17 protein-coding genes are annotated in these 18613 nt (G+C 39.7%); 9 read left to right on the forward strand and 8 right to left on the reverse strand.

The window, feature by feature from the left end; all coding sequences use genetic code 11:
* Window positions 1-220: 220 nt before the first annotated feature.
* Window positions 221-1438 (forward strand): CaiB/BaiF CoA transferase family protein, encoded by a 1218-nt coding sequence (locus BMW38_RS00785; protein WP_092705450.1) that lies wholly within the window; start codon window positions 221-223, stop codon window positions 1436-1438.
* Between the two features lie 187 nt (window positions 1439-1625).
* Complete coding sequence (locus BMW38_RS00790) at window positions 1626-2471, forward strand: IclR family transcriptional regulator (protein ID WP_017389939.1); 846 nt, start codon at window positions 1626-1628, stop codon at window positions 2469-2471.
* A gap of 70 nt (window positions 2472-2541) precedes the next feature.
* Here the strand turns inward: BMW38_RS00790 and BMW38_RS00795 are convergent, their stop codons facing one another.
* Window positions 2542-3351: an enoyl-CoA hydratase gene (locus tag BMW38_RS00795; RefSeq protein ID WP_092705451.1), complete on the reverse strand. Its 810-nt coding sequence runs from the start codon at window positions 3349-3351 to the stop codon at window positions 2542-2544.
* A gap of 286 nt (window positions 3352-3637) precedes the next feature.
* Here BMW38_RS00795 and BMW38_RS00800 point away from each other — a divergent pair, with 286 nt between their 5' ends.
* Window positions 3638-4609, forward strand: a complete 972-nt coding sequence (locus tag BMW38_RS00800) for an NAD(P)H-dependent flavin oxidoreductase (RefSeq protein ID WP_004642382.1) — start codon at window positions 3638-3640, stop codon at window positions 4607-4609.
* 72 nt (window positions 4610-4681) lie between these two features.
* Here the strand turns inward: BMW38_RS00800 and BMW38_RS00805 are convergent, their stop codons facing one another.
* From BMW38_RS00805 to BMW38_RS00830, 6 genes are all read right to left on the reverse strand, one after another.
* Entirely contained in the window at window positions 4682-5854 is a 1173-nt protein-coding gene (locus BMW38_RS00805) for an MFS transporter (protein ID WP_092705452.1), read from the reverse strand.
* A 64-nt stretch (window positions 5855-5918) separates the two neighbouring features.
* Window positions 5919-6761 carry an IclR family transcriptional regulator gene (locus BMW38_RS00810; protein ID WP_004642385.1) on the reverse strand — a complete coding sequence of 281 codons (843 nt, stop codon included), beginning with the start codon at window positions 6759-6761 and terminating at the stop codon, window positions 5919-5921.
* Window positions 6762-6868: 107 nt separating this feature from the next.
* On the reverse strand, window positions 6869-8074 hold the full coding sequence (locus BMW38_RS00815; RefSeq protein WP_092705453.1) for a 3-oxoadipyl-CoA thiolase: 1206 nt from the start codon (window positions 8072-8074) through the stop codon (window positions 6869-6871).
* 14 nt (window positions 8075-8088) lie between these two features.
* Complete coding sequence (locus tag BMW38_RS00820) at window positions 8089-9612, reverse strand: 3-hydroxyacyl-CoA dehydrogenase (protein ID WP_139193525.1); 1524 nt, start codon at window positions 9610-9612, stop codon at window positions 8089-8091.
* Between the two features lie 61 nt (window positions 9613-9673).
* Window positions 9674-10435, reverse strand: a complete 762-nt coding sequence (locus BMW38_RS00825) for an SDR family oxidoreductase (RefSeq protein ID WP_092705454.1) — start codon at window positions 10433-10435, stop codon at window positions 9674-9676.
* A 29-nt stretch (window positions 10436-10464) separates the two neighbouring features.
* Window positions 10465-11253: an enoyl-CoA hydratase gene (locus tag BMW38_RS00830; RefSeq protein ID WP_092705455.1), complete on the reverse strand. Its 789-nt coding sequence runs from the start codon at window positions 11251-11253 to the stop codon at window positions 10465-10467.
* Window positions 11254-11564: 311 nt separating this feature from the next.
* On the opposite strand from BMW38_RS00830, the gene BMW38_RS00835 reads away from it, so the two are divergent.
* Genes BMW38_RS00835 through BMW38_RS00860 form a run of 6 tightly spaced genes read left to right on the forward strand, consistent with a single transcriptional unit; the run spans window position 11565 to window position 18035 of the window.
* The gene (locus tag BMW38_RS00835; RefSeq protein ID WP_092705456.1) at window positions 11565-12719 is read left to right on the forward strand and encodes an acyl-CoA dehydrogenase family protein; all 1155 of its coding nucleotides are present in this window, start codon (window positions 11565-11567) and stop codon (window positions 12717-12719) included.
* Between the two features lie 58 nt (window positions 12720-12777).
* The gene (locus BMW38_RS00840; RefSeq protein WP_213031073.1) at window positions 12778-14061 is read left to right on the forward strand and encodes an MFS transporter; all 1284 of its coding nucleotides are present in this window, start codon (window positions 12778-12780) and stop codon (window positions 14059-14061) included.
* A gap of 47 nt (window positions 14062-14108) precedes the next feature.
* On the forward strand, window positions 14109-14777 hold the full coding sequence (locus tag BMW38_RS00845; RefSeq protein WP_045436185.1) for a 3-oxoacid CoA-transferase subunit A: 669 nt from the start codon (window positions 14109-14111) through the stop codon (window positions 14775-14777).
* Window positions 14777-15430, forward strand: a complete 654-nt coding sequence (locus BMW38_RS00850; protein ID WP_092705458.1) for a 3-oxoacid CoA-transferase subunit B — start codon at window positions 14777-14779, stop codon at window positions 15428-15430. The genes BMW38_RS00845 and BMW38_RS00850 overlap by 1 nt, the downstream gene beginning before the upstream one ends.
* 40 nt (window positions 15431-15470) lie before the next feature.
* The gene (dcaP, locus tag BMW38_RS00855; RefSeq protein ID WP_092705459.1) at window positions 15471-16787 is read left to right on the forward strand and encodes an outer membrane trimeric porin-like protein DcaP; all 1317 of its coding nucleotides are present in this window, start codon (window positions 15471-15473) and stop codon (window positions 16785-16787) included.
* Window positions 16788-16805: 18 nt separating this feature from the next.
* The gene (locus BMW38_RS00860; RefSeq protein WP_092705460.1) at window positions 16806-18035 is read left to right on the forward strand and encodes an MFS transporter; all 1230 of its coding nucleotides are present in this window, start codon (window positions 16806-16808) and stop codon (window positions 18033-18035) included.
* An 8-nt stretch (window positions 18036-18043) separates the two neighbouring features.
* Here the strand turns inward: BMW38_RS00860 and BMW38_RS00865 are convergent, their stop codons facing one another.
* Window positions 18044-18493, reverse strand: coding sequence for a PaaI family thioesterase (locus tag BMW38_RS00865; protein ID WP_092705461.1), 450 nt, complete (start codon window positions 18491-18493; stop codon window positions 18044-18046).
* Window positions 18494-18613 lie beyond the last annotated feature (120 nt).

The following is an 18613-nucleotide window of genomic DNA, read 5'->3' on the forward strand; positions in this document are numbered from 1 at the left end:
TTAATTTCGCAATGCGATATATTGTTATTGATTTATAATAAGCTAATTTATTGATTTATTTAAGCTATATTTTCTTATAAAAAATCATCATTTTTAGTGGAAAATTAAAGTTTGATTTTTAAAATGAGGTGTGTATATTAAAAATATATATCGCTATGCGAAATTTTAAATGGATAAGTTTTCCTATAGGAAATGAGTCACCAGATAGAGTGGGATGAAGATGGGTGCTTTAAATGGAATTCGGGTGCTTGACTTAAGTCGGGTATTGGCTGGGCCTTGGTGTGGACAGACGCTGGCCGATTTAGGTGCAGAGGTCATCAAAATTGAAAGACCCAAAGTCGGTGACGATACCCGTTCTTGGGGACCACCTTGGATGAAAGATGACTCTGGTCTTGATACTCAAGAGGCGGCTTATTATCAGTCTACAAACCGCAATAAATTATCGGTTGCCATCGATATTGCCAGCCCTGATGGTCAAGAATTGATTAAAGCTTTAATTCAAGACACAGATGTGGTGATTGAGAACTATAAAGCGGGTTCTTTGAAAAAATATGGCCTAGATTACGAGTCTTTATCTGCAATTAACCCCAAATTGGTGTATTGCTCAATTACAGGTTTTGGTCAAAATGGTCCGAGAGCTGAAGAACCCGGTTACGACTTTATTATTCAGGGAATGGGCGGACTCATGTCGGTCACGGGTGAGCGCGATGATTTACCGGGTGGTGGTCCTCAAAAAGTAGGGGTGGCTTTTTCCGATTTAGCGACTGGACTTTATTCTACGATTGCCATACAAGCTGCTTTACTTAACCGTCATGTAACAGGTTTAGGTCAATACATTGATATGGCCTTGCTTGATGTCCAAATTGCGACTATGGCAAATCAGGGAATGAATTATCTTTCATCGGGTAATATCCCTAAGCGTTATGGCAATGCGCACGCCAATATTGTGCCTTATCAAGTGTTCAAAGCTTCTGACCGTGATTTCATTATTGCATGTGGAAATGACACTCAGTTTATTCAGCTCTGTAGAAGTATTGGTTTACCTGATTTACCCAATGATGCGCGTTTTGCCCGAAATGCAGACCGAATCAAATATCGTAGTGAAATTATCGAAATTTTATCAAATCACTTTTTAACAAAGACGGCAGATGAATGGGTAGATGCAATCTATGCGGCTAAAGTTCCGGTAGGTGTAATCAATAACTTGGAACAAGCTTTTCAAGAGCCACAAGTGATTGCCCGAGAAATGTTGGTCGAGATGAATCACCCGCAACGTGAAAAATTGAAGGTCATTGGTTCGCCAATCAAACTTTCAAGAACACCTGTTGAGTACAAAACAGCTCCTCCGCTGTTGGGTGAACATACACAAGTGGTTTTAGGTCGAATCGTTTCTCTGGAAAAATTAGATGAGCTTAAGAAAAAAGGCGTGATTGCATAAGCTGGCCTGAAAGCGAAGGGTTAAAATTATTTTTAAAATTAGAAAATAAAATATTTAGCCTTTCGCTTGAATGGTTTAAATCAAGTTATATTTTAGATGCAGACTCGGACGTTTGCTTTTTTGCTATTTATAGAAAAAATAGATTATAATTTTCGCAGTGCGAAACAAAATACGGATTGGTATGACAATGAATGATGCAGTAGATGCAGAACAAACAGAAAAATTATTAGCGCCTTTAAGACATGAATTATTACATCCGATTCAAGACATGCAGGATGAAAATGATCGTCAATTTATTACTGCATTAGCCCGTGGTTTAGAGCTATTACGCTGTTTTACCCCAAAACATCAGCATTTAGGAAACCAAGAACTCGCACAAATGACGGGTTTGCCTAAGCCAACCATTACTCGTCTAACGCACACTTTGTCTCGTTTGGGTTATATCAAACAAGTACCAAATTCGAGCAAATTTCAACTTTCAGTTGGGGTTCTTGCTTTTGGTTATTCGATGCTTTCTAACGTGTCGATTCGTTCTATTGCTCATCCATATATGAAAAATCTGGCAGACTATGCTGGCGCTGCGGTCGCAATGGCGACACGTGATCGACTCAATATGATTTATCTTGACGTAGTACAAGGTAAAGGAAATATGACCATGCGCCGTCAGGTCGGAACCTATTTACCGATTCATTTAAGTTCCATGGGACGTGCGTGTTTAGCCGCAATGCCTGAAGATGAAAGAGAGTTTTTGCTTGATGCGATTCGTACCAAGCATAAAGAAGACTGGATCAAGATTAATCGTGATTTAGACAAAGCTTTTAAAGACTACCAAGATTTTGGATATTGTTTTTCAATTGGCGAATGGCATAAAGATGTGAACTCAGTTGCAGTTCCACTGATTCATGAACAACATGGTTTACTAGTGTTCAACTGTGGCGGTCCAAGCTTTATTATGAACCGAGAAAAACTTGAAGAAGATATTGCACCACGTCTCTTACATATGGTGAATAACATTCGTACTGAGATTAGTTAACTGTACTGAATTAAAAAATGAAAAAGGCCAGCAAAGATATTGATTGCTGGCCTTTTTCATAAGTTCTATTTTAAATGATGTGTTTATGAAAATTCGGTTTTCTTTTTTCTTTGAAGGCGCTTAGGGCTTCTTTAAATTCTTCACCTTGCAAACAATGCGAGAAAATAGCCGACTCATGATCAATACGATTCAATAGATCATCAATAGGCATATCTCTTAGCAACTTTTTACTCAGTTGTAATGCTTGACTTGGTTTATTTGCGAGTTTGGTTGCCGTATCTTCAACAAATTGATTTAGCTCGTTCTCTTCAAATATTTCATTCACTAAACCATAATTTTTTGCTTGGCCTGCCGAGAATTTTTCACCGAGTAAAATAATTTCAGAAGCCCGAGCAAAACCTAATAATCTCGGTAAGATATAACTTGAACCCGCTTCAGGCACAAGTCCGAGGTTCACAAAAGGGAACTGAAAAATAGAGTTTTGACTTGCATACACGAGGTCACAATGTAAAAGCATGGTGCTGCCAATGCCAATTGCTACACCATTTACCTTGGCAATAATCGGTTTTGGAAAAGTTGCTAAGCTTTTTAGAAATACAATTGAAGAGGGCGGTTCGGTACTGGTTGTATTACGCGTTTCGAATGCATTTACATCATTGCCACTGGTAAATGCAGAACCTTCGCCTGTGAGTATAACAACATGAACTTCTTCATTGATTGCTGCCTCATCTAATGCCTGACTGAGTGCAGAATACATTTCATAATTAATCGCATTCTTTTTGCTGGGATTGCTCATCGTTAGCGTGAGTATATTTTTATTTAAATGTTGCTTAATCACACCTATTGCCAATTTATTTTGACTCTTATCATCCTGCTGCATCATTCATTCCTTTTGTTTAACTATTTGAAGAATATTTGCTTTATTGTTGATTCAAACCAAATATTCTTAGACAGATTTGAAGTTAAAACTTTAAATTAATAAGATAATCCTATCGAAAATAAATTCCGTTATCAATTAATTTGTTTTATATTGTGGTATATAGTTTTGTATTGCGAAATTTTAAGCTTTGTAAGTTTAAATTGTTTACAGGATTTATTGGTAATAAAGTACCTAGACATGCTAAGGAAATCAGAAGCTAGGTATATAAAAAGTGAGTGGAAATAAGATGAAGACCAAAATTACAGAATTATTTGAAATCGAGCACCCGATTATTCAAGGCGGTATGCATTATGTCGGTTTTGCGGAGCTTGCTGCTGCGGTTTCAAATGCAGGTGGATTAGGCATTATTACTGGCCTGACGCAAAGAACGCCTGAAAATCTAGCAAAAGAAATTGCGCGCTGTCGAGAAATGACTGATAAACCTTTTGGCGTAAATTTAACTTTCTTGCCTACCGTAAATACACCAGATTATCCGGGTTTTGTAGAAGCAATTATTAAGGGCGGAGTAAAGGTTGTAGAAACAGCGGGTCGTAATCCTGAACAAGTCATGCCTTATTTAAAGGCTGCTGGAATTAAAGTTATTCATAAATGTACCTCTGTTCGACATAGCCTAAAAGCTCAACAAATTGGATGCGATGCAGTTTCTGTAGATGGTTTTGAGTGTGGTGGGCACCCGGGCGAAGATGATGTACCGAATATGATTTTATTGCCTTTAGCAGCCGATGCATTAGAAATTCCATTTGTTGCTTCAGGCGGGATGGCGGATGGACGTTCACTCGCGGCAGCTTTAGCCATGGGGGCAGATGGAATTAATATGGGAACACGTTTTATTGCAACTCAGGAAGCTCCAGTTCATGCAAATGTGAAACAGGCAATTCTGAATGCGACTGAAAGAGATACCCGTTTAATTATGCGTGCTTTACGCAATACCGAGCGCGTGCTCAATAATGTGGCCGTTGAAAAAATTGTAGCGAAAGAAAAAGCGCTTGGTGACAACATTAAATTTGAAGATATTATTGAAGAGGTTGCAGGAGTTTATCCTAAAGTCATGATAGATGGCGATGTAAATGCTGGAGCATGGTCATGTGGGTTAGTTGCAAGTTTAATTCATGATATTCCGACCTGTGATGAATTGGTCAGCCGTATTGTAAAAGACGCAGAAGATATTATTCGTGGACGTTTATTAGGGCTTTTATAAAATCTAACTTTAGCTCATAACGTTTATTACGAAATTATTGAAAGTTATTCGTTTAAGATCAGCACAAGCTTACTAGTTGTGCTGATCTTTTGCATCGGCGATACAATAATAAAGACACAATACGGCAAAAATTAAGCCTAAAATACAGACACCTGTCCAACCAAAATGTTTCCAAGCGTAGCTTCCAGCTGTGGTGCCTAAAGCGCCGCCAGCAAAATAACCAGTCATATAAATCGCATTAAAACGCGAACGTAATTCTTGATTAAGCTTAAATACAATACTTTGATTGGTGACATGAACTGCGGAAAGTGAAGCGTATAGAATGAGTAAGGCAATAATATAAAAAATGAAATGGTAGGGTAAAAGTGAAAAAAGAACCCAACTTAGAATAAGTCCCACGCCGCAATAAATTGAAATTTTGTGGATATACCCTTGATCAATAAATTTGCCTGAAAAATTGGCAACGAAAGTTCCTAAAACACCAACAAAACCAAAAAGGCCAATCGTAAAGTCGCTAAAAAAATAGGGAGCGGGAGCCAAAAGTAATGACATGGTAGTAAAGGTTAAACTTACACAGGCAAATGTAAAACCACCAATATAAGTTCTGGTTCTTAAACGTCGATTTTGAATAAAAATTTGTGGAAGTGAGCGGATGGTTTTCGCATAGTTTTCAGATTTGGTGGGTGGGAACAATCCAATACTACGGTGCAAAATAATGGCGATAACCAATAATAAAAAGCCACTGACCAGATAAATCACATTCCATGCAAAAAGCGTAGACATTAACCCTGATAGGGAGCGAGCGAGTAAAACTCCCATCATGAGACCACTCAGTAAAAACCCAACAACACGACCACTTTGTTGAATTGGAACCAGACTTGCAGCAAGGGGTAATAGAAGCTGGGCTGAACTGGAAAATAGACCGGTAATGATTGTACCTAGTAAGAGCAGATAAATATTGTGTGAAAAACCACTAATAATTAATCCACTTGCAGCCAGTAACATAAAGATGAAGAGCAGTTTGCGCTTTTCTAAAATGTCGCCTAGTGGCATTAAAAAGAGTAAGCCACAAGCATAGGTAATCTGGGCTAAAGTAGGCACCCATGCCGTGGTGGTTTCGGTTAAATTTAAGCTCAAACTAATCGAATGAATAAGTGGTTGGCTAAAATAATTTCCGCCTGTACAGATGCCTGCTGCAATAGCCATTAAAATAATGGTTGGGGTATAGAGTGCGTTTTTCATCATGCCTATTGTCATAATGAAAGAGGAACTTTAACCATCACAACCATTACTTTTCTAAGTACGGTTGTCAGTGCGTTTCATTCAAAGCATCTTGAATATTGTGCACCATATGGATTAAACGTGGTCCAATTTCACCTTCAAGTTTTTCCGGATTTAAATGGAAACTTGGCGCACCACAGTTAAAGACATAAAGACCGTGTTTAGAGCTGACTAATGGTACAGCGACCGAGTTCACTTCTTTATGCCATTCACCTAAAGACAAACAATATCCGTAATCTTGATAATCTCGGAAAGCTCGTTCTAAAGAGCGTTTGATGGCAGGCCAGTTTTCAGCGTTCTTTTGTTTAAGCGCATCAAGTAAAAAATTACGTTCACGTTCAGGAGTCGCCGCTAAGCATGCTCTTCCCATTGAGCTACTATGAAGTGGCAAAGTTGAGCCAATTGGACGGCGCATATTTAATGCAGTTTCAATTTGTACCACATCGATATACACCATATTGAGTCGGTCACGTGTTGCCATTGCCACAGGCGCTTGCACATGTTGACTCATCTCTTCCATATATTGATGAGCAATAGTACGGATAGAAATATTCGACAATGCTGCATATCCTAAAGATAAAACACCAATGTCTAGCGTATATTTGGTCGAGTTAGGCAATTGTTTTAAATAACCTAATGACACAAGGGTATTGGTAATACGTGCAATAGTCGGTTTTGGTAAACCTGTCATTTTTGCGAGTTCTTGATTTCCAAGTACCTGATTATTTGCAGAAAAGCAGCGTAAAAGTTCTAAGCCACGTGCTAAAGAAGCGATAAATTGAGGGTTATTTTCCCGATGAATATGTGAAATAGGATCTAGGCGTATCTCATCAAAATTTATTGGTTGTTCAGTTTTTGAATTCTGAGACATTCGATCCTCAAATATAATAAAGCAAAGTTTTGCTATTATATTTCGCTCTGCAAAATAAATCCATTCATCACTGCGCTGTTGTGATGAATGGATATCTGGTTTGGTGATTATGAAACGTTTTCAATCACCATAGCGAGGCCTTGACCCACACCAATACATAGGCTTACGACAGCATATTTCTTTTTACAGCGAATGAGTTCGCGTGCCACTGTTAAAGCAAGACGGGCACCAGAAGCACCAAGTGGATGACCAATAGCAATCGCACCGCCATTTGGATTTACGCGAGAGTCATTAAAATCAACATTTAAGCCTTTTAAGCAAGACAACACTTGTGAGGCAAAAGCTTCATTAATTTCAATAATATCCATGTCATCTAAAGTCAGCCCTGCACGTGCAACTGCCTTTTTAATGGCTTCGATAGGGCCGGCCCCCATAATACGTGGTTCAATACCAGCTGCTGCTGCTGACAATATTTTTGCCATAGGCTTTAAGCCATATTTTTGACCTGCGGCTTCTGAACCAATCAGGAGTGCCGCAGCGCCGTCATTAATGCCTGAAGCGTTCCCAGCAGTTACTACACCACCTTCAAACAATGGTTTTAATTTCGTAAGTGCTTCAACAGTCGAGCTTGGGCGAGGGTGTTCATCTTCAGAAACCAGTTTTGGTGGAAGCTTTTTGCCTTGGAAAACCTCAATTGGGGTGATTTCACCCGCAAAGAAACCTTCTTCTTTGGCTTTTTGATATTTGGCTTGTGACTGAGCCGCAAATAAATCGGCTTGCTCTCGTGTAATACCAAAGTCGGCAGCAACATTATCGCCCGTTTCAGGCATTGAATGACCGCCGTACTGAGCAATAATTTTTTTATTCGGAAAACGAGAGCCAATCGTGGTGTCATAAATTTTAGCATCACGGCTATAAGCACTTTCAGCTTTACCCATCACAAAGGGTGCACGTGACATACTTTCTACACCACCTGCAATATATAATTCACCTTCACCACAAGTAATGGCACGCGCAGAGTCAATTATCGCACCTAAACCACTAGCACATAAACGGTTTACGGTTTGACCGGGTACAGTGACAGGTAAACCTGCAAGTAAAAGCGCGTTTCTCGCAACATTACGGCTATCTTCACCTGCTTGGTTGGTATCGCCTAAAATTACATCTTCAATATCAGCACCCGGAACACCGGTTTTTTCAAGTAACTTTTGAATGACTGTCGCTGCTAAATCATCTGGACGAATTGAGGCAAGTTCACCTGCATGGCGACCAATTGGGCTACGTAAACCATCATAAATATATGCATTTAACATTGAGAAATTCCTTTTCAAGACTCATGAGTAAAAGTGAGAGGTAAATTAAGCGCGACGCGGCGCTGTAACCACGGGCTAGGGCGGTAACGTGGGTCATGCGTAAGTGCTGTTATACGGTTGAGAATGAGTAAGATTTTTTGACTACCGACTTGATCGCCCCACTCAATTGGGCCAAATGGATAGCCTAGGCCAAGACGTACTGCCGCATTAATATCATCTACTGTTGCAATATTTTGCTGTGCAATATCGCAGCCCAAATTAATGACCATGGCTAAAACACGCTGAGCAACGAACCCGATACTTTCAGCAATCATGCTGACCGTATTTCCATCTAAATTGAAAATAGAGTGAGCTGCCTGACGGTAGTCAGCTTTGGTAACAAGTGAAGGCATTAATGTGCGATGTTTTGTAATGCCATATAACATGTCTATAGCAACTGCTTGCTCAGGATTAACGCTTAGGCGTGTAGCTGCTTGAGTTGTGTCTTCGCCATAACAAGCGAGTAAACATAAACTGTCTGATTGCGGTGCAGAGCCAGTATCTAAGGCAATATTTTGCTGAGTTAAATAATCTTCAAGCTGGGTTTTATCTTCAGAGAAATCTGCTGCTACCCAAACTTTTGGATATTGCGCTAAACGGTCTACAAACTTGGCGGGTTGTTCACCTTTTTTTGAACCGGTTTCATAATTATAAAAACCTTGATTAACCTTGCGTCCGAGTTGTTTAGCCTCCAACATTTGTTTGGTTAACGGATTTGGTTTGTAACGGGCTTCTTCATAATATTGATGGTAAATCGACTCCATGACAGGATGAGAAACGTCAAGCCCTGTTAAATCCATTAGCTCGAAGGGTCCCATTCTAAAACCAACACTGTCACGTAAAATTCGGTCAATTTCACTAATGTCGCAGACATTTTCATTTAGAATTTTTAAAGCTTCAGTTCCGTAAGCTCGTCCAGCATGATTAATAATAAATCCTGGTGTGTCCTTAGCAACCACAGGGCGGTGGCCGAATGCACGAGACAAGCTATTTAAAGCGTCGATAATAAGTGGATCGGTTTTTAAGCCTCGAATGACCTCAACAACCTTCATGAGTGGAACAGGGTTAAAGAAATGGTAGCCCACCACACGTTCAGGTTTTTTGCAGTTTGCAGCAATTGCCGTGATAGAAAGAGAAGATGTGTTGGAAGCTAGGATGGTATTTTCGGAAACAACCTCTTCAAGTTGTTGCATCAAACTTTGTTTGATATCCAGACGTTCAACAATGGCTTCAATAATCAGGTCGCAATCTTTTAAATCTTCAATTTGGTGTGCAACAATTAAATGACTATTTGCAGTTGCGGCTTGTTCAGGCGTAATTTTATTTTTTTCGACTAGCTTTTGAAATGTAGCAGCAAGTTTTTCTTTGGCCTGTTCTGCTGCACCAGCCTTAGCATCATATAAATAAGTGGTATGTCCTGATTGTGCAGCAATTTGAGCAATACCGCTGCCCATAATACCTACACCAATCACAGCCATGCTTTTAATATCATAAGTCATGTCGATCATCCTGATTATTGATCTGTATTTGAAATTAAGCGGATAAATAAGGGTGGGTGATTTAGCTTAAGCATTGTTTATCACCATCAATTGGTAAGATCTGGCCTGAAATAGAACGCCCACTCTCTGAGACTAAAAATAGGCATAAATCTGCGATATGTTTCGGATTTACAAAATATTTGAGCGACTGATTTTTAAGTGCATTTTGTGTGACTTGTTCAAGTGAGCTATGGGCTACATCGGCGCGGGCCTGTAAAACGCGCTGGACACGGTCACCATCAACTGCACCTGGAAGAATCGCGTTAACTCGAATATTATCTGCACCGAGTTCCATAGAAAGCGTTTTGGTAAAACCAATGAGCCCCCATTTAGAGGTTGAATACGCCAAACGATATGGATAGCCTAAGCGACCTGCAATTGATGACATATTAATAATGACACCTGCATCTGATTGCTTTAACAAGGGAATCGCTAATTGAGTAATTAAAAAAGTGCTATTCAGATTCAAATTAATAACCGTATTCCAATCTTCAAAACTTAGCTCATCTGCTGCAATGGTCGGGCCTGAAATGCCTGTGTTGTTCACTAAAACATCAATATGGCCAAGTTTTTGGATTGCTTCGGCAAACATCAGCTTAATTTGTTCAGGCTTTGCTAAATCACATGCATATATATGCAGATTTGGAAAATCCTGCTGAAACTGCTCGAGGCTTTTAGCATTGATATCACAAACGAAAACTTCATCATCATTGTTTAAGAACGCCTCAGCAATGCAGCGTCCAATCCCTGAACCCCCTGCACTAATAAATACTTTTTTAGCCATTTTCATTCCTTTGTTCTTATTGATTTAAATTATTTACCTTGATAAGACGGTTTGCGTTTTTCAATAAAGGCTTGAACACCTTCATTTTTATCTTCGGTAGAGAACAGTAGTTGGAATGCTTTACGCTCTAGGGTTAAGCCAGCATTTAATGGAACATCTTCACTCATGAGTGCAACTTCTTTAATTTGCTGCAAGGCGATAGGTGGCATTTTTGCTAGGCTTTGCGCCATTTGAATAGCGGCTGAAATAGTTTGGTCGTCTTCTGTCACTTGTGAAACAAGCCCAATGATATAAGCTTCTTCAGCCTTCACCATTGCACCTGTCATAATCATGCGCATAGCATGAAATTTACCGACTGCACGAAACAAACGCTGTGTGCCACCAGCACCTGGCATTAAACCAACTTTAATTTCTGGTTGTCCAAAAACTGCACTTTTACCGGCAATAATAATGTCGGCATGCATTGCCAATTCACAGCCACCACCTAACGCATAGCCATTTACAGCCGCAATCACTGGTTTAGGACACTGGGCAATTGCGTTCCAATAACGTTCAGTGTGACGTAATAGCATTTCTGTTGAAGTTGCTGTTGCCATTTCTTTTAAATCTGCACCTGCAGCAAAAACTTCATCGCCACCTGTGAGTACAACGGCATTGATGTCATCGTTAAAACTTAATTCGGAAAAAATTTGTGCTAATTGCTTACGAACTTCACCGTTTAAGGCATTTTTAGCTTCTGGGCGGTTAATTTTTACAATCGCTATTTTTTGAATGGTGTAATCAACATCTACGAAATTATTCCCTATTTCTTTGCTCATTTTTGCATTCCTTGTTTCGCATATCAAAACTATATTCCTTTTATGATGCTTATTTTGGAATTTATTTCAAGTCTTATTTACTCTAATAGAGCAATTGTGATCCCTTAAAGAACCTAAGTGATTGATATTGTGTATTGGTCTGTTTTTAAGTTTCGTTAAACGAAATTAATTTTCAAAAAAGCTTGAAATTTGTGTTTTTGTTCTCGTACTATGAAACAAATCCGCAGTAAACAAGATTTAAAACATGGTAGCTAGACAAGCTGGAATTGGCTGATGGGTACGATGAAAATACATAAGAAGGGAGATCACAGATGATCCGTGATGAAGGGATGTTGGAGCAGTTACTTTCAACAATTCGAGATTTTGTAAAAAATGAATTGATCCCTCGTGAAAACGAAGTGGTAGAGAAAGATAAAATTCCGGATGACATTGTGCAGCAAATGCGTGAGCTTGGTTTGTTCGGACTCACAATTCCAGAAGAATATGGTGGCTTAGGCATCACCATGGAAGAAGAGGTAAGAGTCGCATTTGAACTTGGGCAAACCTCACCAGCTTTCCGTTCTTTAATTGGTACCAATAATGGAATTGGCTCAAGCGCGATTTTGATTGATGGCACAGAAGAGCAAAAGCAAAAATATTTACCACGTTATGCAAGTGGCGAAATTATAGGTTCATTTTGTTTAACTGAACCTGAGTCAGGGTCGGATGCAGCCTCTTTAAAAACCAGTGCAGTAAAAGATGGTGATTTTTACGTTCTAAATGGTACTAAGCGTTTTATTACCAATGCACCGCATGCTGCAACTTTTACGGTAATGGCACGAACCAATCCTGAAATTAAAGGATCGGGTGGTATTTCAGCCTTTTTAGTAGAAGCCAACACACCCGGTATTACCTTGGGCAAAATTGATCAAAAAATGGGGCAAAAGGGTTCTCATACCTGTGATGTCATTTTTGAAAATTGCCGAGTACCTGCATCTGCACTGATTGGCGGTGTAGAAGGTGTTGGTTTTAAAACTGCCATGAAAGTTCTAGATAAAGGGCGTTTGCACATTGGTGCATATAGCGTGGGTGTTTCTGAGCGCATGTTAAATGATGCTCTTCACTATGCAATTGAGCGTAAGCAATTTGGGCAACCTATTGCTAACTTCCAGCTTATTCAAGCCATGCTCGCCGACTCAAAAGCCGAGATTTACGCTGCTAAATGTATGGTTCTAGATGCAGCTCGCCGCCGTGACAATGGCGAAAACATTAGCACAGAAGCTTCTTGCGCAAAAATGTTTGCGACCGAAATGTGTGGTCGAGTGGCAGATCGCTGCGTACAAATTCACGGTGGGGCAGGTTATATCAGCGAATATGCCATTGAACGTTTTTATCGTGATGTGCGTTTGTTCCGTTTATATGAAGGAACGACGCAAGTTCAACAAATTATTATTGCTAAAAACATGATTAGGGAAGCTACAACCTAATAAAAAATTAAATGCCATGAGGCATTGGATGCCTCATGTTCCTTCTGAGGATATGGACATGACAACAGAAACAATTACGCAAAATACGGCTAGCAGTGAAGCTATTCAAACGCCGAAAAAGATTTGGATTACAGCATTTATATTCGCTTTTTTAACATTGTTATGTGATGGGGCCGATTTAGGTTTTTTGGCATTGAGCCTTACTAGTCTTAAAGCAGAGTTTCATTTAACGGGTGTGCAGGCAGGTACTTTAGGCAGTTTAACACTTTTAGGTTCAGCAATTGGTGGTCTGATTGGTGGTTGGGCATGTGACCGTTTTGGACGGGTTCGCATTATTGTGTTTTTTATTGCTTATTCTTCAGTTTTAACATGTGCGCTTGGCTTTACTGATTCTTATATGCAGTTTGCCATTGTACGTGTCTTTGGTTCGATGGGGCTGGGTGCATTATATATTGCCTGTAATATTTTAATGTCAGAAATGGTTCCGACTAAACATCGTACCACGGTATTGGCAACCTTGATGACGGGTTATACCTTAGGATCATTACTTGCAACCTTGTTAGCAGGTCATATTATTCCTGAACACGGTTGGCGTTTCCTGTACTGGATTGCAATTACCCCTGTGGTGTTGTCGATTTTGATGCACTTTTGTGTACCTGAACCTGAATCATGGAAAAAAGCTCGTCAATTAAAAGCTGTAGAAGTGGCTCAAAGTTCTCACCCTAAAAAACGTCAAAATCCTTATCTTGAAATTTTAAGAGATAAAAAACATGGCACCATGTTTGTTCTTTGGATTATTAGTACAGGCGCTTTACAGTTTGGTTATTACGGCGTAAGTAACTGGTTACCAGCTTATTTAGAGTCCGATCTTGGCATCAAGTTTAAAGAAATGGCGATGTATATGGTCGGTACCTTCCTGATTATGATGTTTGCCAAAGTGATTGCAGGGATTGTTGCGGATAAATTGGGTCGCCGTGCTGTATTCGCTTTTGGAACCATTGGTACAGCCTTATTTATTCCTGTCATTGTCTATTTAAATACACCCACTAATATTTTATGGATGATGCTGTTCTTCGGTTTCTTGTATGGCATTCCATACGCCATTAATGCCACCTATATGACTGAAAGCTTCCCGACTTCGATTCGTGGTTCTGCGGTTGGGGGGGCCTATAATATTGGCAAGGTTCTATCAATTTTCTCTCCATTAACAATTGGTTATCTGTCGCAAAGTGGTTCTATTGGCTTAGGGCTCTTGGTGATGGCGGCTGCGTACTTTATCTGTGGCGTGATTCCATTGTTATTTATTAAAGACCGACTATTTAACCCGCAAAAGGCAGAGTGACAGATCAATCTGTCACCTTAAATTAAGGATGAAAAGGGACAAGTGAGATGATAAATAAAATCACCAGTGACATTGAACCGATTTTAAAAGCTATTCCTGATGGAGCAACCATCATGACAGGCGGGTTTGGTGTTACGGGGCAACCTGCTGAATTAATTGAAGCCTTAATTGATTTAGGAAAAAAAGAACTCACCATTGTAAATAACAATGCAGCTTCTGGTGATCGTGGTTTAACAAATCTGATTATTGCTGGTTGCGTTAAAAAAATGATTTGTTCATTTCCGAAATCTGCTGGATCAACTGTTTTTCAAGACTTATATCGTGCGGGAAAAATCGAGCTAGAGCTGGTTCCACAAGGGAATTTGGCATGCCGTATTCAAGCAGCAGGCGCTGGTCTAGGCGCTATTTTTACTCCAACAGGCTATGGCACCAAAGTTGCCGAAGGTAAAGAAACCCGAACCATTAATGGTAAAAATTATGTACTTGAATATCCACTTGAAGCTGATTTTGCATTGATTTATGCAGATAAGGCGGATCGTTGGGGTAATTTAACTTATCGCAAAGCGGCCCGTAATTTTGGCCCCATTATGGCAAAAGCCGCAAAAAATACGATTGTTCAAGTTAATGACACCGTAGAGCTAGGAACACTTGACCCAGAGTGCATTATTACACCGGGAATTTTTGTTCAGCACGTTGTAAAAGTAGGAGATATCTAATGTCAGTTCAAAAACGTTCCCGTGAAGATATTGCCAAACTCATTGCAAATGACATTCCAGAAGGTTCTTATGTCAATTTAGGTATTGGCCTGCCTACCAACGTTGCCAAATTTTTGCCAAAAGACAAAGAAATCTTTTTACATTCAGAAAATGGTGTTTTGGCTTTTGGTCCACCGCCACAACCCGGCGAAGAAGACCAAGATCTAGTGAATGCCGGAAAAGAACTTGTCACTTTGTTAGACGGTGGGTGCTTTATGCATCATGGTGACTCGTTTGACATTATGCGTGGTGGCCATTTAGACATTTGCGTGATTGGTGCATTCCAAGTTGCTGTAAATGGAGACTTGGCAAACTGGCATACAGGCAAACCAGATGATGTACCAGCAGTCGGCGGTGCGATGGATTTGGCAGTTGGCGCTAAAACGATTTACGTCTATATGGAACATGTCACCAAAAAAGGTGAGTCCAAAATTGTAAAAGAACTCACATATCCAATGACAGGTGAGCAGTGTGTAAACCGTATTTATACCGATTTATGCATTATTGAACTGAAAGATCAGAAAGCCTATGTCAAGGAAATGGTGGAAGGCTTAAGTTTTGATGAACTACAGGCAGTCACAGACTGTGAGCTAATAGATGCACGTGTAGCCTAATTTATACACATGGAAAAAAAGCTTCTTTAAGGATTAAAAGATGAAAAAATTAATTTTAGCTGCGGCTTGCGCTGCGGCTTCAGGGACTATTTTTGCAAATTCTTCAGATACAACAGAACAGCGAATTAATTTGCTAGAAACCGAGCTACAAAAGTTAAAAGCAGAACTCGCAGCTCAAAAACAAACTCAAAATAATTTACAGGTCAAACAGGTAAAAATTGAAGAAAACATCGAAAAAAATAAAGCCACTGTAACAGAGAAGCCTATTGCTCCGTCATGGGTGACGTGGACTGATAATGTTAAGGTTTATGGTATTGCCCGTATTGATGCGGCGGTCGATTTTAAATCTTCACCTGATTCGGGGGGAAGAACAACCAGCAGTTTGTACCGAACACCTTTTGAGAGCGATAAACGTTCTAATCATGCCCGTTCTGATGCCATGATTAATGCAAGCAGACTAGGTGTTTATTTTAATAGCCCAAATAAAGCAGTGACGGGAAATATTGAAGCCGACTTCTTTGATAGCTCTAACATGGGAACGGGGGATGGTAAATTCCGTATTCGACATGCATTTTTTACATATAAAGATTGGACCTTTGGTCAAACATGGTCACTCATGTCCAACATGGAAACTCGAACAGAAGCTGTGGATTACACACAATTTGTGGGAACCTCTTATACACGGACACCTCAAATTCGCTATGACTGGAAAATTGATGCCAATAATGATTTAAAAGTGGCTCTAGAATATACAGGTTCCAGAGTCTCGGCTTTTCCATCATTAACGGGACGCTATAGCTTTAAACAAGGACCTTTAACTGCACTTGCTCAAGGTTTTATTAATGAAAAATCTGCAGATGTAGCCACCGCAACAGTGAAGAAAGTAAGTTGGGGCGCAGGGGGCGGGTTAAAATACCAATTAACGCCACAGCAATCTGTACAGGCTAATTATCAATATATTGTTGGTGATCAAAAATTTATGCCGTATACCACGCAAAGCGGCTTGGCAAATTCAACAAGTTTAAATGCAGCGGGTGATTTTTCTTTAAATGAAGACAAAACAGATTTAGTTATGAATAAACTCAATAGCGTAAATATTGGTTATTCATATAAATTCAATGAGCAATGGCGTGCAAACTTATCGGCTTCAGTGTTTGATTATGATGACGATACGGCTTATGCAAAACTCAATCCCGATGCCAATAAGCGTTTAACTGACTATGCAGCTAACGTCTTTTATTCACCTATTGAACAAATGGATATTGGTATGGAATACCATCAAGGTAAACGAGAAGTCTTTGATGGCAGAACAGCCGATGTATCGCGTGTAAATTTTGTGTCGATGTATAAATTTTAAAATAGGGCGTGATTAAAAATGGAAAAAATAGTTCGACCCGATGCAGAGAATATTTTGTCAAAAAGCTTTATTTTTATCATGGCGATGACATGCGGGATTTGTGCGGGCTCGAACTATTATAACCAGCCTTTAATTTATTCAATTGCCAAAGCCTTGCAGGCTAATGCCGAGCAAGTGGCTTTAACCATTGTGATTGGACAACTGTCTTATGCGGTTGGCCTGTTTCTATTGGTTCCACTCGGTGATTTCTTTGAAAAGCGTAGTTATATTTGTTTGCTCATGTGTTGTACGGGGCTTGCACAAGTGGGGCTTTCTTTTAGCCAAACTTTACCTGTCTTATATGGCTTTACCTTTTTAGCGACATTCTTTTCTATTGCAACTCAAGTTTTGGTTCCTTTTGCCGCAGGTTTGGCAGGTCCGAAAAAAAGCCCGCAAGTTGTTGGGACTCTCATGAGTGGTTTGTTCTTGGGAATTTTATTGGCGCGCTCTATTGCGGGTTTACTTTCTACGGTTTGGTCTTGGCATGCCGTTTATTTAATTAGTGGAATCGTCATTCTGTTTTTTGCTTGGATCATGTGGTCAAAATTGCCGGTTGCGCGTAAATCCCATCAACTCAATATTCTACAAATTTACAGTTCATTATTTTCATTAGCGGCGCATCAACCTCATTTGCTTCGCCGTGGTTTTGCTGGGGGAATTGGTTTTGGTATTTTGGCACTTATTTTTACAACCATGACATTCCTTTTAGCCAATGCTCCATATCATTTTAATGATTTCCAAATTGGTCTATTTGGAATTGTCGGGTTAGCTGGTGTGTTTGCCACACCGTGGGCGGGTAAGAAAATTGCAGCAGGACTTGAGAATAAAGTTGCACTGGTTAGCATGGTTTTATTAATTACTGCATGGATACCACTATTTTTTGCACAGCAATCTTTAGTGGCCTATGCGGTTGGCGTGATTATGGCTTACTTCGGGCTATCGGCATTTCATGTACTCAACCAAAATCTGGTTTATCGAATTTCCGCGCAGGCTCGTTCCCGCATTAACTCAATTTATATGACGCTCTATTTTGGTGGAGCTGCCTTGGGTTCTTTTATTGCAGTTTATGCATGGAAACACTGGGGATGGGAAGCCTGTGTCGCCTTAGGTATAAGTCTAGCCATTGTGAGTTTTATGATTGATCGCTTAGATTTTTATGAAATGAACAAAATCGCAAAACAAGAAAAAGCTCCAGAAGGAGGAGCTTAACACGACTTTTATTTTCGAATAATCATTAATGTGGCTGTGGCAAAAGCATATACTTTTCCATTTTCATCCACGATTTTACCTTCGGTGCTAATAATATTGCGCCCCGCATTAATCAACTCAGCCTTTGCGTAGTAAGACGTATCAACTTGCATAGGACGAATCATTTTTACATTCAAATCAATAGTCCCATAACCAACCCCATGTTCGAGTAGGGTATGCGCAGCACTTCCTGTAGCAGTATCTAAAGCTGTGGCACAAAAGCCGCCGTGTACACCGCCTTGTATATTTCGATGTTCTTGTCTAGGAGTAACTTTATAAGTAGCTTTACCTTCGGAAACTTCTACCAATTGCATGGGGATGGTGTGAGCCATAGGCGATGGAGAAACTTCGCCATTTTTTAAAGCTGTTAAAAATTCAAGACCTGTGTATTTCGGGCTATTCATAAATCGTCCTTGGATGATTAAGCAATGTAATCACAATACTATAAATTGATTTTTTACGGAATAATATTTTGCAGTACAAAATTAAAATATGGGTCAGTTTTTTAATTTTATACATAAATATTTAATAAAAATATT

The sequence above is a fragment of the Acinetobacter sp. yr461 genome, assembly GCF_900110445.1.
In the GTDB taxonomy this organism is placed as follows: Bacteria; Pseudomonadota; Gammaproteobacteria; order Pseudomonadales; family Moraxellaceae; genus Acinetobacter; species Acinetobacter calcoaceticus.